We start from the raw sequence: 21,366 nt of genomic DNA, 5'->3' as shown, positions 1-21,366 counted from the left end.
TCATGAAAGAAATGCACCGAGCCATTGCCGGGACCGGATCGCAACTGCGGTGTTGTCCGGGAGCGAGATATTCCCGAGAACACCGGATTCGACCCAGGAAATCACCGTGCGCAATTCTCTCCGGCGATTAGCACTCGTCACCTCCGCCACCGCTCTGCTCGCCGTCTCGTGCGCCACCGATGGGGGCGGCGACACCGATCTGAAATCCGCGCTGCCGACCACCGTTCCGGCAGGCACCTCGTTGTCGGTGGCGGTCAACACCACCCGCGTCGCGCTGGAAACCTCCGGTGAGATCGGCAAGCTGCCGTTCACCGTGTCCGCCTGGCCCGCCGTCTCAGCGGGCCCCGACGTCATCCAAGCCTTCCGTGGCGGTTCGGTGGATATCGCGACGAACGCGGGCATCCCGCCCATCCACGCCCACGCGACCGGTCTCGACGCCAAGATCGTCGGCGTCAAAGTCCGTGACATCCCGAACTATCAGCTGGCCACCGCGCCCGGCGTGACCGTCAACTCGATCCAGGAATTGCGCGGCAAGAAGATCGGCTTCTCGCCTGGTCAGGCCCAGGGCGTGGTGGTGCTGCGCACCCTGCGCGCCGCGGGCATCGGCCTGAACGAAGTGCAGCTGGTGGAACTCAACAGCCCGCAGTTCCTTACCGCGTTGCAGGGCAAGCAGATCGACGTCGCCCCGCTGGGGGAGCCGACGCTGACCAAATACCTGGACAAATACCGCGGGCAAGGCGCCACGGCGGTGGCCACGCCCGCGGTGGACGCGCTGACCGTGCTGTGGGCGCCGACCGCGGTCCTGCGCGACTCGGCCAAACTCGCGGCCGTCCGGCAATTCGTCGAGTTCTGGGCGCGCGGCGATGTCTGGGCCTGGGAGCACCAGGAACAATGGATCTCCTCTTACTACGTGAAAGACCAGGAAGTCTCCGCGGCGGACGGCAGGCGAATTCTGGATACGACACCGCGCCCCTATTTCCCGGACAATTGGGACAAAGCGATCGCATGGGAGCAGGACACCGTCGACTTGCTCACCGGTTCGGGCTATTTCGGCAAGCGGTTCGACGCGAACGAACTTTTCGACCGCCGCTTCGAACGAGTCGCCGCCGAGGCGGTGACCGCGAACTACCGCACCCAGGACACCCGGTGAACCGCTCGAGCGCCCGCACAACACAGGAGTCGCCATGACCATCGCACTGACTCGCACCGTAGCGGCGCCGCCGTCACGGACCGACGGATTCGTCGAACGCAGGCAATTGCGCAGGCTCGGGCTACGCAAGTCCGTTCCGTTCGCCCGGATGCTCGGCGTGCTGGTAGTTCTCGGCCTCTGGGCGGCTGGCGCGCACTTCGGCTGGCTCGACGAACGCAAGCTGTCGGCGCCGTGGACCGTGCTGGAAACGGGCTGGGACCTGCTCGTCAACGGTTCCCTGGCGGCGAACGTATCCGCCTCGCTGCAGCGCGCGGGCATCGGCCTCGGCATCGGCGTGCTGGTCGGCACGACGCTCGCCCTGATCGCGGGCCTGTCCCGATTCGGTGAGTCGCTGGTGGACGGCCCGATCCAAGTGAAGCGGGCGATCCCAAGCCTCGGCCTGATTCCGCTGATGATCCTTTGGCTCGGCATCGGCGAATCGTTCAAGATCGTGCTGATCACCCTCGGCGTGGTGATCACCATGTATATCCAGACGCACGCCTCGCTCACCACCATCGATCAGCGGCTGGTGGAACTGTCGGAGGTGCAGCGGGTTTCGCGGGCCACGTTCATCAGGAAGGTCGTGGTACCCGGTTCACTGCCCGGCTTCTTCCTCGGCCTGCGACTCTCGGTGACCGGCGCGTGGCTGGCGCTGATCGTCGTCGAATCCGTCAACGCCATCGACGGGTTGGGCAAGATGATGCAGAACGCCCAGAACTACGGTCAGGCCGACGTGATCCTGGTGGGCCTCGCGGTCTACGGCACGTTCGGACTGTTGTCCGACGGTGTCATCCGGCTGGTTGAGCGGAAGGTGCTGTCGTGGCGACGGACGATCGCGGGGTAGGCGTACAGGTCCGCGGACTGACCCGCGGTTTCGGTGAACGCACGGTGCTGGACGGCATCACGCTGACGATCCCGGCCGGGCAGTTCGTCGCCCTGCTCGGCCGCAGCGGGTCGGGCAAGAGCACGCTGCTGCGCGCGCTGGCCGGACTCGACTACGACGTGGCCGGGTCGGGCACGCTGCGGGTGCCCGCCAAGACGTCGGTGGTTTTCCAGGACTCCCGCCTGCTGCCATGGCAACGGGTGCTGGCCAACGTGCTCTACGGCCAGCCGCGCTCGCGCAAGGCCGCGGCGGTGCGGGTACTGACCGAGGTCGGTCTCGCCGGACGCGAACGGGCGTGGCCCAACCAGCTCTCCGGCGGTGAGCAGCAACGGGTTTCGCTGGCCCGCTCCCTGGTGGGCGAGCCGGACCTGCTGCTGGCCGACGAACCCTTCGGCGCGCTGGACGCGCTGACCAGGATCAAGATGCACGAGCTGCTGCGGCAGCTGATCCGGCGCCGCCGCCCGACCGTGCTGCTGGTCACCCACGACGTGGACGAGGCGATCGCGCTCGCCGACCGGGTGCTAGTGCTCGACGAGGGGCGCATCACGGTCGACGTGCCGGTGGACCTGCCCGCCGAGCGCGACCCGAGTCTGCCCGAATTCCAGCGCGTCCGTCGCGCATTGCTCTCTTCGCTGGGCGTCGCCCCGGCCGCTGTCTGAAAGGACCCGACCATGTCCGGTAAACAACTGCACCTCAACGCCTTCCTGATGTCGGTGGGACACCACGAGGCGGCCTGGCGGCTGCCGGAAAGCGATCCGTACGCGCACACCGACATCAACTACTACGTCGAGCTGGCCCGCACCGCCGAGCGCGGCAAGCTGGACTCGATCTTCTTCGCCGACAGCCCGGTGCTGATGGGCGATCCCGGCCGCAGGCCGAGCGGCAAGCTGGAGCCGACCGTGATCCTCACCGCGGTGGCCGTGCAGACCAGCCGGATCGGCCTGATCGCCACCGCGTCCACCAGCTACAACGATCCCTACAACCTGGCACGCCGGTTCTCCTCGGTGGACTGGGTGAGCAACGGCCGGGTCGGCTGGAACATCGTCACCACCGCGGGCGCCGACGCCGCGCGCAACTTCGGTCTGGACGACACCCCGGACCACCAGCTGCGTTACGAGAAGGCCGCCGAGTTCGTCGACGTGGCCACCAAGCTGTGGGACAGCTGGGACGACGACGCGATCGTCGCGGACAAGGGCCTCGGCATCCACACCGACGCGAGCAAGGTTCGCAAGATCGGCCACCACGGCGAGTTCTTCAAGGTCGACGGTCCGTTGAACGTGCCGCGCTCGCCGCAGGGCTACCCGGTGCTGGTGCAGGCCGGCTCCTCGGAGGACGGCAAGAACTTCGCCGCCCGCTACGCGGAAGCGGTGTTCACCGCGCAGCAGACGCTCGAGGACGGCAAGGCGTTCTACACCGATCTCAAGCAGCGTGCGGTCGCGCTGGGCCGTGACCCGGAGACGATCAAGATCCTGCCCGGCATCGTCCCCGTCATCGGCGACACCGAGGAACAGGCACGCGAACTCGACGCCGAACTCGAGCGCCTGATCTCGCCGGAGTACGCGCGCCGCCAGCTGGCCGCGCACTTCAAACTCCCGATCGAGCAACTCGACCTGGACAGCGAACTGCCGGAGGATCTGCCCACCGAGGACGAGATCCAGGGCGCCAAGAGCCGGTTCACGCTCATCGTGAACCTCGCCCGGCGCGAACGACTCACGCTGCGTCAGCTGATCGGGCGGCTCGGCGGCGGCCGCGGGCACCGCACCTTCGCGGGCACGCCCGAACAGGTGGCCGACACCATCGAGCACTGGTTCCGGGAGGGCGCCGCCGACGGGTTCAACATCATGCCTGCCGTGCTGCCCTCGGGACTGGAGCGCTTCGTCGACCAGGTGGTGCCGATCCTGCAGCAGCGCGGGCTGTTCCGCACCGAGTACACCGAGACCACCCTGCGTGGACACTACGGCCTGGACCGGCCGGCCAACCAGTATGACACCGCGGACGCGCTCGTGGTCGCCCGATGAGCTCGGTTCAACCGGATCCGTCCCAGCCGGGATGGATCCGGTACCTGACGCGCCGCTGTCTCGAGCACCGCCGCCTGGTCGTGGCCGCGGGCGCCGGTGCGCTCGCGGCGGCGCTGCTGACGGCGGTGCTGCCCCTCATCGTGCTGCACGTGGTGGACACGCTCACCACCACCGCGGCGTCGGTGGCGCCGTGGGCGGCGCTGCTGCTGGTCGTCGGCGCGGCGCGATTCGGGTCGTCGTTCACGCGCCGGGTGGCGTCGTCCCAGCTGTCGCTGGGTGTGCAGCACGATCTGCGCCGGGACCTCTTCGCCGCGCTGCTGCGGCTGGACGGCCGCGAGCAGGCGGACCTGCGGACCGGTCAGGTGGTCAGCCGGGCGATCACCGACGTCACGCTGATCCAGATGTTCGTGCAGCTCATTCCCATGGTGGCGGGCAATGTGGTGCTGCTCGCCGGTGCGCTGACCCTGATGACCCTGATGTCGCCCGCCCTGACCGTGATCGCGCTGCTCGTGGTTCCCGCCTTGTGGATCATCACCCGGCGCAGCCAGCGCAAACTCTTCCCGGCCAACTGGGACGCGCAGGCCCGCGCCGCCGAGGTGGCGATGCGGGTGGAGGCTGCGGTCGCCGGGGTGCGAGTGGTGAAGGGGTTCGGCCAGGAACGGCACGAGCTCGACGGATTGGCCGCCAAGGCACGGGAGCTGTACCGCTCCCGGCTGCGCGTCGCGCGCATCACCAGCCGGTTCACCCCGGCGATGCAGGCCGTGCCCGCGGCGGGACAGGCGCTGATCCTGATCGCGGGCGGGCTGCTGGCGCTGTCGCAGTCCATCACGCTGGGCACCTTCTTGGCGTTCATGACCTATCTCGGCTCGTTCGTCAGCCCGATCCGGCAGTTCGCCATGCTGCTGACGGTCAGCCAGCAGGGCAAGGCGTCGCTGGACCGGGTGCGCGAGGTGATCGAGGCGCCGACGCCGGTGGAACGTCCCCAGGTCGAGACGGTGCGCGGCAGTACGCCCCCGCGCGTCGAGTTCCGCGGCGTCGGTTTCGGTTTCGACCGCACCCGGGTGCTCGACGGGCTGGAACTGACCGTCGAGCCGGGCGAGACCATGGCGATCGCGGGCGGTGCGGGCAGCGGCAAATCGATACTGGTGCAATTGCTTCCGCGTCTGGTCGACCCGGACGCCGGGGCCGTCCTGTTCGACGGCGTCGACATCCGCTACCTGTCCGACGCCCGCGACCAAGTGGCGATGGTGTTCGAGGACACCCAGCTGATGGCCGACAGCATCCGGGCCAACGTGGCATATGGACGTCCGGCGGCCACGGACGAAGAGGTCTGGCACGCTTTGTATCTCGCTGCGGCCGACGGGTTCGTGCGGACACTGCCCGAGGGACTGGATACCGGGATCGGCGAGCGCGGGCAGCGGCTGTCCGGCGGACAGCGGCAGCGCATCGCGCTGGCCCGCGCGCTGCTCACCGACGCGCCCATCCTGGTTCTCGACGACGCCACCTCGGCCATCGACGCGCAGGTCGAGGAACAGATCTACGCCAGGATCGCGGCCGAGGTGCGCGGGCGTACCACCATCGTCGTCGCGCATCGCCTGTCCACCCTGGCGCTCGCCGACCGGGTGGCCGTGCTCGACGACGGACGGGTGGCGGAACTGGGCACGTTGCGCGATCTGCAACACTCCGGCGAGTTGTTCCGCGCGCTGTTCACCCCGCCGGAGGTGACGGGAATCGGCGTGGACGCCGGGCTCGCTCGGCCCGAGGCGCCGACCTCCCCGCTGTGGGTCGAGCCCGCCGGGGACGATGATGACGGCGCACGCACCCTGGAGCAGGTGGCGAAGGCGTTCTCCCAGCGTGCCGCCGGTGCTCCTGCCGGAGCGGGCCGGGCGGCGGGGCCGGGGATGCTCGCCGCCGCGCCGCCCAGCGGTGACGTGCAGGAGCTGATCGACCGCCTTCCCGCGCTGACCGGCGAACCGGAGGTCTCCGAATCCTTCTCGCACACACCGGATCCGGAGTTCTCGCTGCCGCGGCTGCTGCGGCCGTTCGCGGCGCCGTTGCTGGCCGGGCTCGGTCTGGTGGGGCTCGACGCCCTGGCGCAGGTGCTGATTCCCTTCCTGGTGCGTTACGGCATCGACCACGGCGTCCTGGCCGGCGCGCGCGACGTGCTGCTGGTCGCGGCGGCGCTCGCGCTGCTCGTGGTCGCGGTGGACTGGGCGATCAGCGTCGCGCAGGTGCGGGTCACCGGTCGCGCGGGCGAACGGCTGCTGTACGGCCTGCGAGTGAAGACCTTCGCGCAGTTGCAACGGCTCGGCTTGCAGTACTACGAGCGCGAACTCGGCGGCCGGATCATGACCAGGATGACCACCGACGTCGACGGGCTCTCCGCGTTCCTGCAAACCGGCCTGGCCACCGCGCTCACCAGCACGGTGACCATCGCGGGCGTGGTGATCGCACTGCTGGTCATCGACGCGCGGCTGGCGCTGGTGGTACTCGCGCTGCTCCCGCTGCTGCTGATCTCGACGGCGGCGTTCCGGCGCGCGTCGGTGCCCGCCTACAACCTCGCACGCGAGCGGGTCAGCATCGTCAACGCCTACCTGCAGGAGAACGTCGACAACATCAAGGTCACCCAGGCCTACCGGCGCGAGGAGCGCAACCGGGCCGAGTTCGAGCGGCGGTCCTGGGACTATCGCGACGCGCGCCTGCGCAGCCAGATCCTGATGGCCGTGTTCTTCCCGTTCATCGAGTTCATGTCCGTGGTGGCCACGGCTGCGGTGCTCGCGGTGGGCGTGCACCAGGTGCGCGAGGCCGTGCTCACCGCGGGCACGCTCATCGCCTTCCTGCTCTACGTGGATCTGCTGTTCGCGCCGATCCAGCAGCTGTCCCAGGTCTTCGACAGCTACCAGCAGGCCGTGGTCGGCGTCGATCGGCTCGGCGAACTGCTGCGCACGCCGGTCGCCACCCCGGACGCCGCCGACGCGCGTCCGGTGACCCGCCTGAACGGTGCGATCGAGTTGCGCGGAGTCGGATTCACCTACGAGACCCGCGCCGAGCCGGTGCTCTCCGGCATCGATCTGCGCATCGAGCCGGGACAGAAGGTGGCGCTGGTCGGCGAGACGGGCGCGGGCAAGTCGACACTGGTGAAGCTGCTGGCCAGGTTCTACGACCCGACCGAGGGCGCGGTGCTGGTCGACGGCGTCGACGTGCGCGACTATCGCTTGCGCGAGTATCGCAAGCGGCTCGGCGTGGTCCCGCAGGAACCGTTCCTGTTCGGCGACACCGTGCGCGCGGCCATCTCCTACGGCAAGCCGGAGGCCACGCCCGCCGACATCGAGTGGGCGGCGCGGGCGGTCGGCGCGCACGAGATGATCGCCGCGCTGGAGCACGGGTACTACCAGCCCACCGGCGACCACGGACGCAGCATGTCGGCGGGCCAGCGCCAGCTGCTCGCGCTCGCGCGGGCCCAGCTCGTCGAGCCGGACATCCTGATCCTGGACGAGGCCACCGCCTCGCTGGATCTGGCGACCGAGGCCAGGGTGCGGGCCGCGGTGGACGTGCTCACCGCCGGGCGCACGACCATCGTGGTCGCGCACCGGCTCGCCACCGCCGCGGACGCGGATCTCATCGCGGTGGTGGGCGAGGGGCGGCTGTTGCAGACCGGCACGCACGCGCAACTGCTCGGCGAGGACGGGCCGTATCGCCGCTTGTGGGCCGCGTACGTCGGCGACGACACGGCGTCGGTCGGTGACCGGGAATCGGAGGCCGCGACCTGATCCCGCGCCACCGTGACAGCAGGAGCATTCTCCTGGCTATCCCCAGGTGGCGGTGGGTGCCTGCGCTCGCGTGACCGATTCGACACCGCGGCGCCGGCCAGGGGCCTGAACAGCGGATGAATGGGAGTCGACGCGGCAATGTCACGGCATCGCGACGCTCTCGTACTGATCTTCGACGTACTCTCGAAAAAGAAGTATGAGGAGGTCTGCGATGCGCGCTCAGTTCTCCGAGGCGGTGCCCGGTCCCGACGGTTCGGCCGAGCCCATCGCGCGAACGGCCTACGGCGACGTGCGTGGTGTGCGCGAAGGGCCGGTGTCGGTCTGGCGCAGCATCCCCTACGCGGCGGCTCCCACCGGTCCGGCCAGATTCGCTCCGCCACGGGCCCCGCAGCCTTGGGACGGGGTGCGCGACTGCACCGCTTTCGGGCAGATCGCGCCGCAGACGATGGGCACCATGGTCCCCGTCGACTCCGGCCTGACCATGGGCGAGGACTGTCTGTGGCTCAACGTCTGGTCACCGCGGCCGGAGACGGGCGATCCCACCCGTGGCCCGGACACCGAGCCGCGCCCGGTGCTGGTCTGGCTGCACGGTGGCGCGTACTGCCTGGGCACCGCCGCGCAGCAGATCTACGACGGGCGCAAGCTGGCCGCGGCCGGTGACGTCGTGGTCGTCGGGGTCAACTATCGGCTCGGTGCGCTCGGCTTCCTCGACCTGTCCTCGCTCGGCGACGACTTCGCGCCGAACCTCGGCCTGCGCGACCAGATCGCCGCACTGGAGTGGGTACGCGACAACATCGCCGCGTTCGGCGGCGATCCCCGCAACGTCACGCTCTTCGGCGAGTCCTCCGGCGCGGGTTGCGTCACCGCACTGCTGACCGCCCCCCGCGCCGCCGGGCTGTTCCACCGGGCGATCGCGCAGAGCCCGCCCGCTACGACGGTGTTCGGGCAGGAACGGGCCGCGACGGTGGCGCAGCGGTTCCTCGAGCTGATCGAGCTGCCCGCGACCAGGGCCGAAGAGCTGCTGGACTGCCCGATCGAGCGGATCGTGGCGGCGGCGGGGGTCCTGCTCGACGAGATACCGCTGAAGGAGCCGGGCCGGCTTGCGGCCGCGCCCGTGGTCGACGGCGATCTGCTGCCGACCTACCCGATCGACCGGTTCCAGCGCGGACAGTCGCACCGGGTGCCGTTGATCATCGGCACCAACAAGGACGAGGCGTCGCTGTTCCGGCTGCTGCGCTCGCCGATCATGCCGGTGACGCCGGACGCGGTGAACGCGATGCTGCGCGACGTCGCGGCGAGCCACCCGGAGATGTCCGCGGAGCGCATCGCCGAGATCACCTCGGCCTACCCGGACCTGAACAAGGCGCGCGGGGCGCTGGCGATGTCCACCGACGCGGCGTTCCGGATGCCTGCGCACTGGGTGGCCGACGGTCACGCCGAGCACTCGCCCACGTGGATGTACCGCTTCGACTACGCGACCCCGATGCTGAGGGCCGCCCGCGTCGGCGCCGGTCACGCCACCGAATTGCCTTACGTCTTCGGCAATTTCGGGACACTGAACCTCGATCCGACCTTCTGGCTCGGCGGCCGCAAAGCGGCCATGGAGGTCTCCGGGCGCGTGATGCGCCGCTGGCTGGCCTTCGCCGCGCACGGCGTCCCCGCCGCGCTCGACGGCTCCAAACACTGGCGGCCGTATCGCCTGGGCGACCGCGCCACACTGCTCATCGACGGCGTCGATCGCGTGGTCGACGACCCCGACCGCGACCTGCACACCGCCTGGGGACAGCAAGCCGTCGGGTTCTCCTAGCAGACGTTCTTCGCGCAGCACGCGAATTCGGGTCGTCCGCGCCGTCGGCAGGTACCGGAAGTGGCGGCAACACCAGCCCGATCGCGCCGCCGCCGGATGCCTGGTCGATCGGGCACCCGGCGAGCGTGAGCGCCTCAGACGTCGGTGGAGAAGCGGATGCCGCCGTCGGGAATCTCCACGCCGGGCCAGACGCGAGCGCCGCGCAGCAGTTCGCAGCGGGCGCCGATGTTCGCGCCGTCTCCGATGACGCCGTCGCGGACCAGCGCGCGGGGGCCGATGCGCGCCCCGAAGCCGATGATGGTGCGCTCCACCGTCGCGCCCGCCTCGATCACCGCGCCGTCGAAGACGACCGCGCCGTCCAGGCGCGCGCCCGCGCCGATCTCGGCGCCGCGGCCGACGACCGTGCCGCCGACGAGCACCGCACCCGGAGCGACACCCGCGCCGGGATGCACCAGCGATTCACCGCGCTGCCCCGGCAGGGCAGGGGAGGGCGCGATGCCGCGCACCAGATCGGCGGAGCCACGCACGAAGTCCTCGGGCGTGCCCATGTCGCGCCAGTAGGAAGCGTCGACGTACCCCTGGACGCGGGCGCCCTCGGTCAACAGCGCAGGGAACACCTCGCGCTCCACCGACACCGGACGCCCCGCCGGGATCTTCTCGATGTACTCCCGGCGGAAGACGTAGCACCCGGCGTTGATCTGATCGGTCGGCGGATCCTGGGTCTTCTCCAGAAACGCGGTGACCCGGCCGTCCTCGTCGGTGGGCACGCAACCGAACGCGCGCGGGTCGCTGACCCGGACCAGGTGCAGCGTCACGTCGGCGCGAGTCGACTCATGGGTGTCGAGCACCGCGCCGAGGTCGGTTCCGCCGAGCACGTCGCCGTTGAACACCATCACGTTGTCCGCGCGCAGCTTGGGCAGCACGTTGCGGATCGCGCCGCCGGTGCCGAGCGGCTCGGTCTCGGTGACGTACTCGATCTCCAAGCCCAGCTCGGAGCCGTCGCCGAAGTGTTCCTCGAACACTTCGGCCTTGAACGACGTGCCCAGCACCACGTGCGTGATCCCGGCCTCGGCGATACGGGCGAGCAGATGGGTCAGGAACGGGAGCCCGGCCGTCGGCAGCATCGGCTTGGGCGCCGAAAGGGTCAGCGGCCGCAGCCGCGTGCCCTGCCCGCCGACCAGGATCACCGCGTCGGTGCCTGTATTTCCTGCCATCAAGCTCCCCTGTTCACAAGGTCGTTTCTCGCCGCCGTCGCCGGTTACCCGGCGTCGCGCGCCTGCTGGCGCAGGGCAGATCGAACCGCAATCCGCGAGCGGACCGCAAGTCCGGCCCGCAGCGCCAACCGCAGCGGAGCCTGCCACCAGTGCGGATGCCGGTCGGCCTGGAACCGGTAGGCGCTGGCATGGTGGGCGGGCAGCATCACTTCGGGATGGCGGCCCGCTGCGTGACCTTTGGCATGGGTTACCTCGGCGTCCGGCACGAAAACGTTGTGCCAACCCGCCTTGCCCATCCGGTCGCCGAAGTCGACGTCCTCCATGTACATGAAGTAGCGCGAGTCGAAACCGTCGATCGAGTCGAACGCCGCGCGCCGCACCAGCAGGCACGACCCCGACAGCCAGCCGACGGCTCGCTCGGAGATCTCCTCGTTCTCCTGCCGGTACCTGCGGGTCCACGGGTTGGACTTCCACACCGTGCCCAGGATCGCGTGTCCGGCGCCGTCGAGCAGGCCGGGCACCCGGCGGGCCGACGGGTACACGCTGCCGTCCGGCTCCAGCACCAGCGGACCGAGCGCGCCCGCGCGCGGCCAGCGCTTGGCGGCGGCGAGCAGTTTGTCGATGGAATCGGTGCCCCAGCGGATATCCGGGTTGGCGATCACGACGAATTCGATCGCCGGATCGATCTCCGCGACCGCCCGGTTGATCGCGCCGCCGTAACCGATGTTGCCGCCGGTGCGCAGCAGCCGCACGTGCGAATTGGCCTCGGCGACCAGCTCCGGCACACCGTCGACCGACCCGTTGTCGGCGAGGATCACCTGAGGTTTCTCGGCGGTGGCCCCGGCTAGAGTGCTGATGAAGTGCTCTAGGTGCTCACCCGGCGAGTAGGTCACCGTGACGACGGCCAGGCCCGCGGGCGCGGCGGATTCGGAATCACTCACGACAGCCAACCTTAACGGGCGCAACCGCAAGCCGTCCGTCGATGGCTCGCGCTCGTCCGCAGCCGAGGTGGAGGATGCCGGACAGGCGAGCGCGCGTCGTGTGTCGAGCGGAGACCCGCCCGGCTGGCGCAGCGGGACATCCTCGGGGCGATACCCTGCGCGCGGCCGGAATGAAAGCGCAGACCCCTGACGGGCGCTGCGGGAGACGATCTGCGCATGACCGGGGTGCGAGAGTACGCCCGACGGGCGCAGCCGGACATCGTCGGTCGACAGCCTGCGCGTGGTCGGAGTGACAGCGGAGGTAGGCCCAACGCGCGCAGCTCGACCCGTCCGTCGATGGCTCGGCATGCCGCGAAGGCGGGGTACGCCTGGCGGACGGAGCCAGGAGTCGTCCATCAGCCCGCATGACCGGAATGAAGGCGGAGGTACGCCTCAATCGGCCTGCCGCGCCAGCGCGTCTCCCAACGCGGTCCGCCAATCCCGCAGCGGCGTGAGCCCGGCGTCGTTCCAGGCCCGCGGCGAGAGCACCGAAAACGCCGGGCGGCGTGCGGGTCTGGGGAAGGCGGAGGAGTCGCACGGACGGACGCGCCCCGGATCGGCGCCGACACCGGCGAACACCGCTCGGGCGAGCTCGAATCGGCTGGCCCGCCCGGCGTTGGTGGCGTGCAGCACCCGCGGCGCGTCCGGCCTGCCCGCCAATTCCAGCAGCGCGACGGCCAGGTCGGCGGCGTAGGTGGGCGAGCCGACCTCGTCGTCGACGACGTCGACCGTGTCGCGTTCGCGCTCCAGCCGCAGCATCGTGGCGACGAAATCGCCGCCGCGCCCGGTGTATACCCACGCGGTGCGCACCACGTGCGCGTCCGGGCAGCGGCTCAGCACCGCCTGTTCCCCGGCGAGCTTGGACGCCCCGTAGACCGACGTCGGTCCGGTCACATCGGCTGTGTCGTACGGCCGATCCTGGGTACCTGGGAAGACGTAATCGGTGGACAGATGGATCAGCCGGGCACCGAGGTCGGCGCAGACGTCGGCGAGCACGGCCGGTCCGGTGGCGTTGCCCGCGTACGCCGCCTCGGTTTCGGTTTCGGCCAGGTCGACGGCGGTATAGGCGGCGCAGTTCAGCACCACGTCGCCGGGCGTGAGCACCGCGCGCACGGCGGCGGGGTCGGTGATGTCGAGTTCGGCGCGCCCGTAGCCGCTGGCGGCCGGAGCGAGACGACGCAGTTCCCGGCCCACCTGCCCGTGCGCGCCCATGACGACGAGGCGAGCGGACGCGGTGGAGTCGGGCGCGGTGGGGTCGGTCACGGGCGCAAGTCTGGCACGCCGCCACGTCCTCGGTTACGGCCGTTCGCGCCCGCCGTTCGATAGCCTTGTGCTATCGGGGGATCCCGAAACCGGGCGGGGCGAGCGGTAACCATGGTGGCGGATCGGTTGCGCACGCGTCGCCAGGACACCGAGTTTCGGCGAGAGGATGCGGACTTGTCGCAGCGGAGGGGCACATCGGCGGCGTCGCGGGCGACCGGGCCCGGCGACCGGGCCTTCGGGCCGCTGCGCTCGCTCGCCGTGGCCGCCGCCGTGATCGTGCTGGTGCTCACCGGTTTCGCCTGGCACAGCGTCGACGGGCTGGTGGCCGACATCGAGCGTCTCGGCGATCTGGGCCTCGGCGGCGGTCGCGACGGCGCGGTGGACATCCTGCTGGTCGGTGTGGACAGTCGTACCGACGCGCACGGCAACCCGCTGTCGGACGCCGAGCGCGCGATGCTGCACGCGGGCGACGAGGTCGGCACCAACACCGACACCATCGTGCTGCTGCGCGTGCCGAACGACGGACGCTCGGCCACCGCGATCTCGATCCCGCGCGATTCCTACGTCAGCATTCCCGGCCTCGGCATGGGCAAGATCAATTCCGCCTACGGCGCGACCAAGGCGGCACAGTTCCAGAAGCTCCTCGACCAGGGCGTCTCGAACGCCGACGCGGAGCGGCAGTCCACCCAGGCGGGCAGGCAGGCGCTGATCAAGACGGTGGCCGGGCTCACCGGTATCACCGTCGATCACTACGCCGAGGTGAGCCTGCTCGGCTTCGCGCTGCTCACCGATGCCGTCGGCGGCGTCGAGGTATGTCTGCGGAACCCGGTCGACGAGTGGATGTCCGGCGCCAAGTTCCCCGCCGGACGCCAGCGCCTGGACGGGCCGCGAGCGTTGAGTTTCGTGCGCCAACGCCACGATCTGCCGCGCGGCGACATCGACCGCATCGTGCGCCAGCAGGTGTTCATGGCACAGCTGGTGCAGCAATTGCTCAGCGCGAAGATGCTCGGCAACCCGGCCAAGCTCCAGCAACTCAGCGACGCGGTGGGCCGGACGATCGTGCTCGACGAGGACTGGGACGTGCTGGCGTTCCTGCAGCGGTTGAAGGATCTGTCCGGCGGGCAGGTGAAATTCGAGACCATTCCGGTCGCCGACCTGAACGGCGAGACCGGCAACGGTGAATCCGTGGTCAAGGTCGAGCCCAAGGCGGTCAAGTCCTACGTCGCCTCGCTGGTCGGCGGCGACCCGGCCCCGCGCAACGCCGAGCCGGGGTTGGATCCGGCGACCGTGACGGTCAGCGTCTACAACGCGGGCGGCATCGGCGGACTCGCGGCCGAGGTCGCGCAGGCCTTGAGCGCCAAGGGCTTCCGTCAAGGCACGGTGTCCAACTACAGCGGCGGCCACGTCACCGGCAGCCGCGTGCTCGCGGCGGACACATCCAGTCCGAAGGCGCAGGCGGTCGCCAAGGCGCTCGGCGGGCTGACGGTGCTCGCCGATCCGGCTCTGTCCCCGGATTCGGTGAGTGTCGTGCTGGCGAGCGACTATTCTGGTCCGGGCTCGTCGGCGAGCCGGATGTTCGACCTGTCCGGAACGTCGACCGCGGCCACACCAGTCCCGCCCGCTCCACCGATCGACGCAGGCCAGAACGGACCGAAATGCGTGAACTGAACCATGCGTGACATCGACCAGGCACATACTCTCACCGAAGCGGTGCTCGATCCCATCCTCGCCCGCGAACCCGCGGGTCCGCGCGTCACCTACTACGACGACGCCACCGGCGCCCGCATCGAGCTGTCCGGCGCGACGCTGGCGAATTGGGCGGCCAAGACCGCCAACTTGATTCGCGATGAGTTCGGCCTGAGCCCGGGCGCGCGGGTCGCCGTCCTGCTCCCGGCGCACTGGCAGACCGCCGCGGTGCTGCTGGGCTGCTGGTGGGCGGGCACCGAGGTGGTGTTGCGTCCGGACCGGGACGCTGATCTGGCCCTGGTCACTCCGGACCGCCTGGACGACGCCGACGGAGCGGGCGAGGTCGCGGCCCTGTCGCTGGACGCCATGGGCTCGCCGGTGCGCGACCTGCCGGTGGGCGTCACCGACTTCGCCACCTCGGTGCGCGTGCACGGCGACCAGTTCCTACCCCGCGGCGCCGGCGTCGCGCTGGACGGCATGCCGGTCGCCGAGGTGCTCGCCGAGGCGCGGAAATCGGCGATGCGCCAGGGCTTCGCCGAAGGCGACCGAGTGCTGTCGAGCACGCCGTGGGACACCCCGGCCGAACTGATCGACGGATATCTCGCGGTGCTGGCCGCGGGCGCTTCGCTGGTGCAGGTGGTCAACCCGGATCCGGCGCTGCGCGAGCGGCGCGTCGCCTCGGAGCGGGTGACCGCGCAGCGCGGCTGAGCGGCTCCTACCACGGTATAAGCGCCGAATCCGACCTGAGGACGTTCCACAAGCGGGCCGGGTTCCGTACGGTGGACTCATCGGCGACGACGACGGGGTTGGACTTATGAAGCCACATTATTGGTTCCGCTGGTTGTCCGTGCAGGGCGCGCCTCGTCTCGTTCTGCGCCTGCAGGCGCGTCGCGGTGACCCGTTCGCCGAACTGATGGGCGGACCGGCCGGTTTCGACGACCCCTATCCGCTGATCGAACGTCTGCGCGGCGAGACGAGGCTGATGCGCACCTCGATCGCGTGGGCGACCTTCGACCACGAGCTGTGCCGCTCCATCCTGCGCGACAGCCGCTTCGGGGTGCGCACCACGGAGAGCTTCAACATTCCCAAGCCGCTGCAGAAGCTCGCCGAACGCTTCCCCTTGCCGCCGAATCCGGTGGAGCCGCCGTCGATGCTGGTCATCGATCCGCCGGAGCACACAGCCATGCGCAAACCGGTGGCCTCGGCCTTCACCCCGCGCGCGATCCGCAGGCTGCGCGACCGCGTCGAGACGGTCACCGAGGAACTGCTGGACGATCTGCCCGCGCACGGTTCGGCGGACCTGATCCGCTCGTTCGCCGCCCAGGTGCCGATCGCGATCATCTCGGAGATGCTCGGTTTCCCGGACGAGGACAAGGCGCTGTTCCTGGACTGGGGCGATCAGATGACGCCTCTGCTGGACGTCGGCATCCCCTGGCACGCGCACCGGAAAGCGATGCGTGCCATGGAGGTGATGAACGACTACCTCGACCAGCACATCGAACGGTTGCGTCGCGCGCCGGGCGAGGACATCCTCAGCAGCCTGGTCGCCGCGGGCGAACTGGACTCCTACGCGCTCAAGGCCACCGCGAGCCTGCTCATGGGCGCCGGTTTCGAGACGACGGTCAACCTGATCGGCAACGGTGTCGCGCAGTTGCTGGCCCATCCGGATCAGCTGGAGCGGCTGCGCGAGGAGCCGGAGCTGTGGCCGAACGCCGTCGAGGAGATCCTGCGTTTCGACTCCCCGGTGCAGACCACCGCGCGGACCGCGCTGACCGACGTCGAGATCGACGGCGTCCGGGTGCGCGAGGGCAACACAGTGGTGCTGTCGCTGGCGGGCGCCAACCGCGACCCCGCGGTCTTCGCCGATCCCGGGCGTTTCGACGTCGGGCGCGACAACGCCAAGGACCACCTGTCGTTCAGCAGCGGCGTACACGTCTGCCTGGGCGCGAGTTTGGCCAGGATGGAAGGCGTCTACGCCCTGCAAGCCCTGTTCGAGCGGTTCCCCGACCTGCGGCTGGACGGTCCGCTGCGGCGGCGCGCGCTGTTCACCCTGCACGGGTACGAGCGCATGCCGGTGCACCTCGGCCAGCGCGCGCAGGCCCCGGAGCCGGTCTGATCAGCCCGTGGTCTTCCAGACGTAGCGGGTCTTCGGGCGCCCGGCCCGGCCGTAGTCGGAGCGGCGGACGACCAACCCGTCGTCGGCCAGCTTCTCCAGATAACGCCATGCGGTGATGCGCGAGACGCCGATCGAGGTCGCGGTGTCCGCGGCCGTCACACCCTCGGCCTCGGCCGCGCGCACGGTGCGGGAGATCTCGTCGAGGGTCTGCGGCGCGACGCCCTTGGGAGTCGTCGCGCGCTGGTCGGTGGTGCGCAGGGCGCTCAACGCCCGGTCGATGTCGTGCTGGGAGATGGCGCTCTCCCCGGCAGGGAGCGCGGTGCGGAACTCGCGATAGCGGTCCAGTTTGTCGCGAAATGCGGCGAAGGTGAACGGCTTCAGCAGATACAGCACGACGCCGTGCGACACCGCGGTGCGCACCATGGCCAGGTCCCGCGCGGACGTGATGGCGATGACGTCCGGGCGCGGCGCCAGGCCGGTCAGTGCGGCGGCGACGTCGAGGCCGCTGGCGTCCGGAAGACCGATGTCCATCAACACCAAATCGATCGGCGTGCCCTCGGCCGCGGCGTCGGCCGCCGCGCGCATCGCCTCGCGTCCGGTGTGGGCGATGCCGACGGGTGTGAATCCGGCGATGCGCTCCACGTAGGCGCGGTGTGCCTCGGCGATCAGCGGCTCGTCCTCGACGATCAGCACGCGGATCATCGTGCCTCCTTTCGTGGGATCGTCACGGTGACCGCGCTTTCGGGATCCCGTTCGGTATGGATGCTTCCCCCGTGACGGGCCACCAGCCGGTGAACCAGCGCGAGACCGAGCCCGTGGTGGTCGGCTTTGGTCGAATAACCGCGCTGGGACGCGCGGGCGAACGTCTCCGCCGACATGCCGGGGCCGCTGTCGGCGACCCGGATGTAGAGCGTGGACTCGTCCGGGGCGTCCGCCCATTGGTGGCGCAGCGTGACCTCCACCCAGCCGGAGGTGCTGTCCGCCGCCGCATCGATCGCGTTGTCGACGAGATTGCCCACCAGCGTGACGGTTTCGTGCGGGGACAGCGGGTCCACCGAGTCGAGCGCGGTGTCGTCGGTGATCGTCAGCTCGATGCCGCGCTCGGCGGCCTGGTTCACCTTGCCGAGCAGCAGAGCGGCCAGGGCAGGCGCGCCCACCGCGGCGAACAACCGATCGATCAACGATTGGGACAGCTCCAGTTCAGCCGTGGCGAACTCGACGGCCTCGCGGTGGCGGCCCAGTTCGACCATGGTGACCACAGTGTGCAACCGGTTGGCCGACTCGTGCGCCTGCGCCTGCAACGACGCCGCGAAGCTGCGCACGGAATCGAGTTCGCCCATCACCGCCTGCAACTCGGTGTGGTCGCGGATGGTCATCACCGTGCCGATCGCCCGGCCTTCCCACTCCACGGTGTCCTGGTTGACCAGCAGGATCCGGTCGGTGGTCACGTGCATCTCGTCGCGGACGGTGCCCCAGCTCATCCGTTGCAGCGACAGCGGGAGGTCGCTGCGCCGCACGTCGCCCGCGGGCAGGTCGAGCAGGCGGCGCGCCTCGTCGTTGACCACCTCGGCATCCTCGCCGGACGCGCCGAACACCACCAGGCCCTCGTGCACCGAATGCAGGACGGCGTCGTGGTGCTCGTACATCGCGCGCAACTCGTCCGGCGCCAGGCCGTGGGTCTGCCTGCGCAGCCTGCGGCTCAGCAGGAACGATCCGCCCGCGGCCAGCGCCAGCCCGGCCGCGGCGACGCCGAGGATCAGCGGGAACTGAGTAGCGACCTGGTCGCCGATCTTCGCGCGGGTCACGCCCGCGGAGACCAGAGCGACGATCCGCCCGTGGTCCTGGACCGGAGTCACCGCCCGGATGGAGGGGCCGAGCGTGCCGGTGAAGGTCTCGGTGAACGTCTCGCCCGCCAGCGCGCGATCGATGGTGCCGCTGAACGGCAGTCCGATCATCGCGGGGTTGGTGTGCGTGTAGCGGGTCCGATCCAGCGCCATGACCACGATGAAATCCATGCCGGTCTCGCGCCGGATCTCCTCCGTCACCGGCTGCAACAACGCCGTCGGATCCGCGCTGTGCAGCGCGTCGATGGTCGAGGGCGCGTCGGCCACGCTCACCGCGACGTCGGTGACCTCCCTGGTGGTGGTGACGTCGCTGTCGTGCCTGGCGTCCAGGACCGCGAGCACCACGCCGATCCCGATCATCACCGCCAACACGACCAACTGGAAGACGAACGCCTGCCCGGCGAGGGAGAGCCGACCGCGTCTCACAAGCTCTGCCTCCGCTGAACGTAATGCACCAAACAGTGACCGGGATCACCCGGCCGACCATCATTCTGCCTGGAAGGCGTGAGCCACTTCGCGTCGGTACCTTTCGAAGGGAAATCCTCGCTATGAGCGACACGACTCGAACGCGGCGCGACCGCACCCATTGGCTCTATCTGTCCGTCATCGTGGCGGTGGTCGCGGGCGTCCTCGTCGGCTGGCTGGCGCCGGGCGCCGCGCAGTCGTTCGCCCCGCTGGGAACCATTTTCGTCAATCTCATCAAGATGATGATCGCTCCCGTCATCTTCTGCACCATCGTCCTCGGGATCGGCTCGGTGCGCGCGGCGGCCACCGTCGGCAAGGTCGGCGGACTGGCCATCGGCTACTTCCTGGTCATGTCGACCATCGCGCTCGGCATCGGTCTGGTCGTCGGCAACCTGCTGCAACCCGGCGCGGGACTGAACATCGCCACTTCGGCCAAAGCCGGTCACAACCTCGCCGATACCGCGCACAGCGCGGGTGGTACCTGGGAATTCGTCCAGAACATCGTGCCGTCCACGCTGCTGTCCTCGCTCACCACCGGCAACGTGCTGCAGGCGCTGTTCGTCGCGCTGCTGGTCGGATTCGCGGTGCAGGCCATGGGCACGACGGGCGAGCCGATCCTGCGCGGCGTGGCGCTGCTGCAGAAACTCGTGTTCCGCATCCTGGTGATGATCCTGTGGCTGGCGCCGATCGGCGCGTTCGGCGCGATCGCCAACGTGGTCGGCAAGACCGGCTTGGACGCCGTGGCGAAGCTGGGCACGCTGATGCTCGCGTTCTACCTCACCTGCGTGGTCTTCGTCTTCGGCGTGCTCGGTCTGCTGCTGTGGAGCGTGTCGCGGGTGTCGATCTTCAAGCTGGTCCGCTACCTCGCGCGGGAGTACCTGCTGATCGTCGCGACCTCGTCGTCGGAATCGGCGCTGCCACGGCTGATCGCGAAGATGGACCACATGGGCGTCGAGCGCACCACCGTGGGCGTCGTTGTGCCCACCGGCTATTCGTTCAACCTGGACGGCACCGCCATCTACCTGACCATGGCATCGCTGTTCATCGCCGAGGCGATGGGCAAGCCGCTGTCCATCGGCGAGCAACTCGGGCTGCTGGTCTTCATGATCATCGCGTCCAAGGGCGCGGCGGGCGTCACCGGCGCGGGACTGGCCACGCTGGCGGGCGGATTGCAGAGTCATCGGCCCGAGTTGCTCGACGGTGTCGGCTTGATCGTCGGCATCGACCGCTTCATGTCCGAGGCGCGGGCTCTGACCAACTTCTCCGGCAACGCGGTCGCCACGGTGCTGATCGGCACCTGGACCAAGACCGTCGACGTGGATCGGGTGCGCGAAGTGCTCGATCGCAAGTTGCCGTTCGACGAGCGGACCATGGTCGACGACGACCACGGGACGCCCGCGCAGGCGCAGGAATCCGAGGCCAAGGATCTGGTCCAGGCATAGCGCGCGCACGACGAAGGGTCCGCAGGATCTGCGGGCCCTTCGTGGCGTCCGGGATCAGGCCTCCCACTTCTCCGGGTGCAGATGGTGCTGGGTGAGGGCGTTGGCGTGGCCGTGCCCGAAACCGTGCTCGGTCTTCAGCCACTCGACGAGTTCCTTGTGTGCGGCCAAGCCGGTCTCGCGCATGGCGGCCTTCCACTCTTCGATGGTGCGGCCGTACTTGGCCTCGATGGAGGGGAAGTAGGACGCGGGGCCGTGCGGCTTGGTCGCCATGGTCGATCTCCTTGCTCGTCGTGCGTTCGATGGTGCAGACGGGGCGGCCGCCGGAAAATCATCGCACCGGCCCGTCATGCCGCCGCGGACTCGCCGCTGCGGGTCGCGCGGGCCTACTTGGACTTCGCGGTGGCGAATCCGTCGCTCTACGACGCGATGTTCCTGATGAACACAGCCCTCACCTTCGGCTTAGAGGCGCAGCTGCCGCTGCGGGCGGCCTTCGGCGAGCTGGAAGCCATGTTCCGGCCCTTCGTCGATGCGCCCGACCTCGGCGCCCGCACGGAGGTCGCCTGGAGCTCACTGCACGGCCTGGCCACGCTGGGCGGGGGTGGACGGCTGCGGCCGGAACTGCGCGATCGACGCCTGGTCTGGCTGGTGGCGGAACGGCTCGCCGCCGTGGGCGCGGCGCGGGCCTGACG

At 69.8% G+C, this 21,366-nt stretch carries 17 protein-coding genes; 11 read left to right on the top strand and 6 right to left on the bottom strand.

Annotation, left to right across the window (positions count from 1 at the left end; translation table 11 throughout):
* Nucleotides 1-106 precede the first annotated feature (106 nt).
* The 6 genes from ABZW96_RS21960 to ABZW96_RS21935 all read left to right on the top strand — a co-directional run bounded on the left by ABZW96_RS21960 (nucleotide 107) and on the right by ABZW96_RS21935 (nucleotide 9,667).
* Nucleotides 107-1,150: an ABC transporter substrate-binding protein gene (locus ABZW96_RS21960; protein WP_355077191.1), complete on the top strand. Its 1,044-nt coding sequence runs from the start codon at nucleotides 107-109 to the stop codon at nucleotides 1,148-1,150.
* A gap of 34 nt (nucleotides 1,151-1,184) precedes the next feature.
* A complete protein-coding gene (locus ABZW96_RS21955; protein WP_355077189.1) occupies nucleotides 1,185-2,033 on the top strand; it encodes an ABC transporter permease in 849 nt (282 codons plus the stop codon).
* Nucleotides 2,009-2,731, top strand: coding sequence for an ABC transporter ATP-binding protein (locus ABZW96_RS21950; protein ID WP_355077187.1), 723 nt, complete (start codon nucleotides 2,009-2,011; stop codon nucleotides 2,729-2,731). Before ABZW96_RS21955 ends, ABZW96_RS21950 begins: the two co-directional genes overlap by 25 nt.
* Nucleotides 2,732-2,743: 12 nt before the next feature.
* Entirely contained in the window at nucleotides 2,744-4,090 is a 1,347-nt protein-coding gene (locus ABZW96_RS21945) for an LLM class flavin-dependent oxidoreductase (protein ID WP_355077185.1), read from the top strand.
* A complete protein-coding gene (locus ABZW96_RS21940) occupies nucleotides 4,087-7,860 on the top strand; it encodes an ABC transporter ATP-binding protein (protein WP_355077183.1) in 3,774 nt (1,257 codons plus the stop codon). The genes ABZW96_RS21945 and ABZW96_RS21940 overlap by 4 nt, the downstream gene beginning before the upstream one ends.
* A gap of 211 nt (nucleotides 7,861-8,071) precedes the next feature.
* On the top strand, nucleotides 8,072-9,667 hold the full coding sequence (locus tag ABZW96_RS21935; RefSeq protein ID WP_355077181.1) for a carboxylesterase/lipase family protein: 1,596 nt from the start codon (nucleotides 8,072-8,074) through the stop codon (nucleotides 9,665-9,667).
* A 134-nt stretch (nucleotides 9,668-9,801) separates the two neighbouring features.
* Here ABZW96_RS21935 and ABZW96_RS21930 read toward each other — a convergent pair whose 3' ends face one another.
* The 3 genes from ABZW96_RS21930 to rfbD form a co-directional block, all read right to left on the bottom strand.
* On the bottom strand, nucleotides 9,802-10,881 hold the full coding sequence (locus tag ABZW96_RS21930) for an NDP-sugar synthase (protein WP_355077179.1): 1,080 nt from the start codon (nucleotides 10,879-10,881) through the stop codon (nucleotides 9,802-9,804).
* Nucleotides 10,882-10,925: 44 nt separating this feature from the next.
* Nucleotides 10,926-11,822, bottom strand: coding sequence for a glycosyltransferase family 2 protein (locus ABZW96_RS21925; protein ID WP_355077177.1), 897 nt, complete (start codon nucleotides 11,820-11,822; stop codon nucleotides 10,926-10,928).
* A gap of 432 nt (nucleotides 11,823-12,254) precedes the next feature.
* Nucleotides 12,255-13,073 (bottom strand): dTDP-4-dehydrorhamnose reductase, encoded by an 819-nt coding sequence (rfbD, locus tag ABZW96_RS21920; protein WP_355077381.1) that lies wholly within the window; start codon nucleotides 13,071-13,073, stop codon nucleotides 12,255-12,257.
* 294 nt (nucleotides 13,074-13,367) lie between these two features.
* Here rfbD and ABZW96_RS21915 point away from each other — a divergent pair, with 294 nt between their 5' ends.
* The 3 genes from ABZW96_RS21915 to ABZW96_RS21905 all read left to right on the top strand — a co-directional run bounded on the left by ABZW96_RS21915 (nucleotide 13,368) and on the right by ABZW96_RS21905 (nucleotide 16,926).
* Nucleotides 13,368-14,792 (top strand): LCP family protein, encoded by a 1,425-nt coding sequence (locus ABZW96_RS21915; protein WP_355077379.1) that lies wholly within the window; start codon nucleotides 13,368-13,370, stop codon nucleotides 14,790-14,792.
* A 3-nt stretch (nucleotides 14,793-14,795) separates the two neighbouring features.
* Nucleotides 14,796-15,518 (top strand): TIGR03089 family protein, encoded by a 723-nt coding sequence (locus ABZW96_RS21910; RefSeq protein WP_355077175.1) that lies wholly within the window; start codon nucleotides 14,796-14,798, stop codon nucleotides 15,516-15,518.
* A gap of 106 nt (nucleotides 15,519-15,624) precedes the next feature.
* Entirely contained in the window at nucleotides 15,625-16,926 is a 1,302-nt protein-coding gene (locus tag ABZW96_RS21905) for a cytochrome P450 (protein WP_355077173.1), read from the top strand.
* Here the strand turns inward: ABZW96_RS21905 and ABZW96_RS21900 are convergent, their stop codons facing one another.
* Together ABZW96_RS21900 and ABZW96_RS21895 are read right to left on the bottom strand one after the other, a co-directional pair.
* Complete coding sequence (locus ABZW96_RS21900) at nucleotides 16,927-17,628, bottom strand: response regulator (RefSeq protein ID WP_355077172.1); 702 nt, start codon at nucleotides 17,626-17,628, stop codon at nucleotides 16,927-16,929.
* A complete protein-coding gene (locus ABZW96_RS21895) occupies nucleotides 17,625-19,196 on the bottom strand; it encodes an ATP-binding protein (protein ID WP_355077170.1) in 1,572 nt (523 codons plus the stop codon). The genes ABZW96_RS21900 and ABZW96_RS21895 overlap by 4 nt, the downstream gene beginning before the upstream one ends.
* 122 nt (nucleotides 19,197-19,318) lie before the next feature.
* On the opposite strand from ABZW96_RS21895, the gene ABZW96_RS21890 reads away from it, so the two are divergent.
* Nucleotides 19,319-20,677 (top strand): cation:dicarboxylase symporter family transporter, encoded by a 1,359-nt coding sequence (locus ABZW96_RS21890; protein ID WP_355077168.1) that lies wholly within the window; start codon nucleotides 19,319-19,321, stop codon nucleotides 20,675-20,677.
* 54 nt (nucleotides 20,678-20,731) lie between these two features.
* Here the strand turns inward: ABZW96_RS21890 and ABZW96_RS21885 are convergent, their stop codons facing one another.
* On the bottom strand, nucleotides 20,732-20,947 hold the full coding sequence (locus ABZW96_RS21885; protein WP_355077166.1) for a DUF4287 domain-containing protein: 216 nt from the start codon (nucleotides 20,945-20,947) through the stop codon (nucleotides 20,732-20,734).
* Between ABZW96_RS21885 and ABZW96_RS21880 the strand changes: the two genes are divergently transcribed.
* A complete protein-coding gene (locus ABZW96_RS21880; RefSeq protein ID WP_355077164.1) occupies nucleotides 20,930-21,364 on the top strand; it encodes a TetR-like C-terminal domain-containing protein in 435 nt (144 codons plus the stop codon). The two genes, ABZW96_RS21885 and ABZW96_RS21880, sit on opposite strands and share 18 nt — an antisense overlap.
* The last annotated feature ends 2 nt before the right edge of the window (nucleotides 21,365-21,366 follow it).

It is taken from the genome of Nocardia sp. NPDC004168 (assembly GCF_040610355.1).
In the GTDB taxonomy this organism is placed as follows: Bacteria; Actinomycetota; Actinomycetes; order Mycobacteriales; family Mycobacteriaceae; genus Nocardia; species Nocardia sichangensis.
The sequence above is the reverse complement of the archived record's forward strand: the minus strand, read 5'-3'. Positions and strand labels throughout refer to the sequence as shown.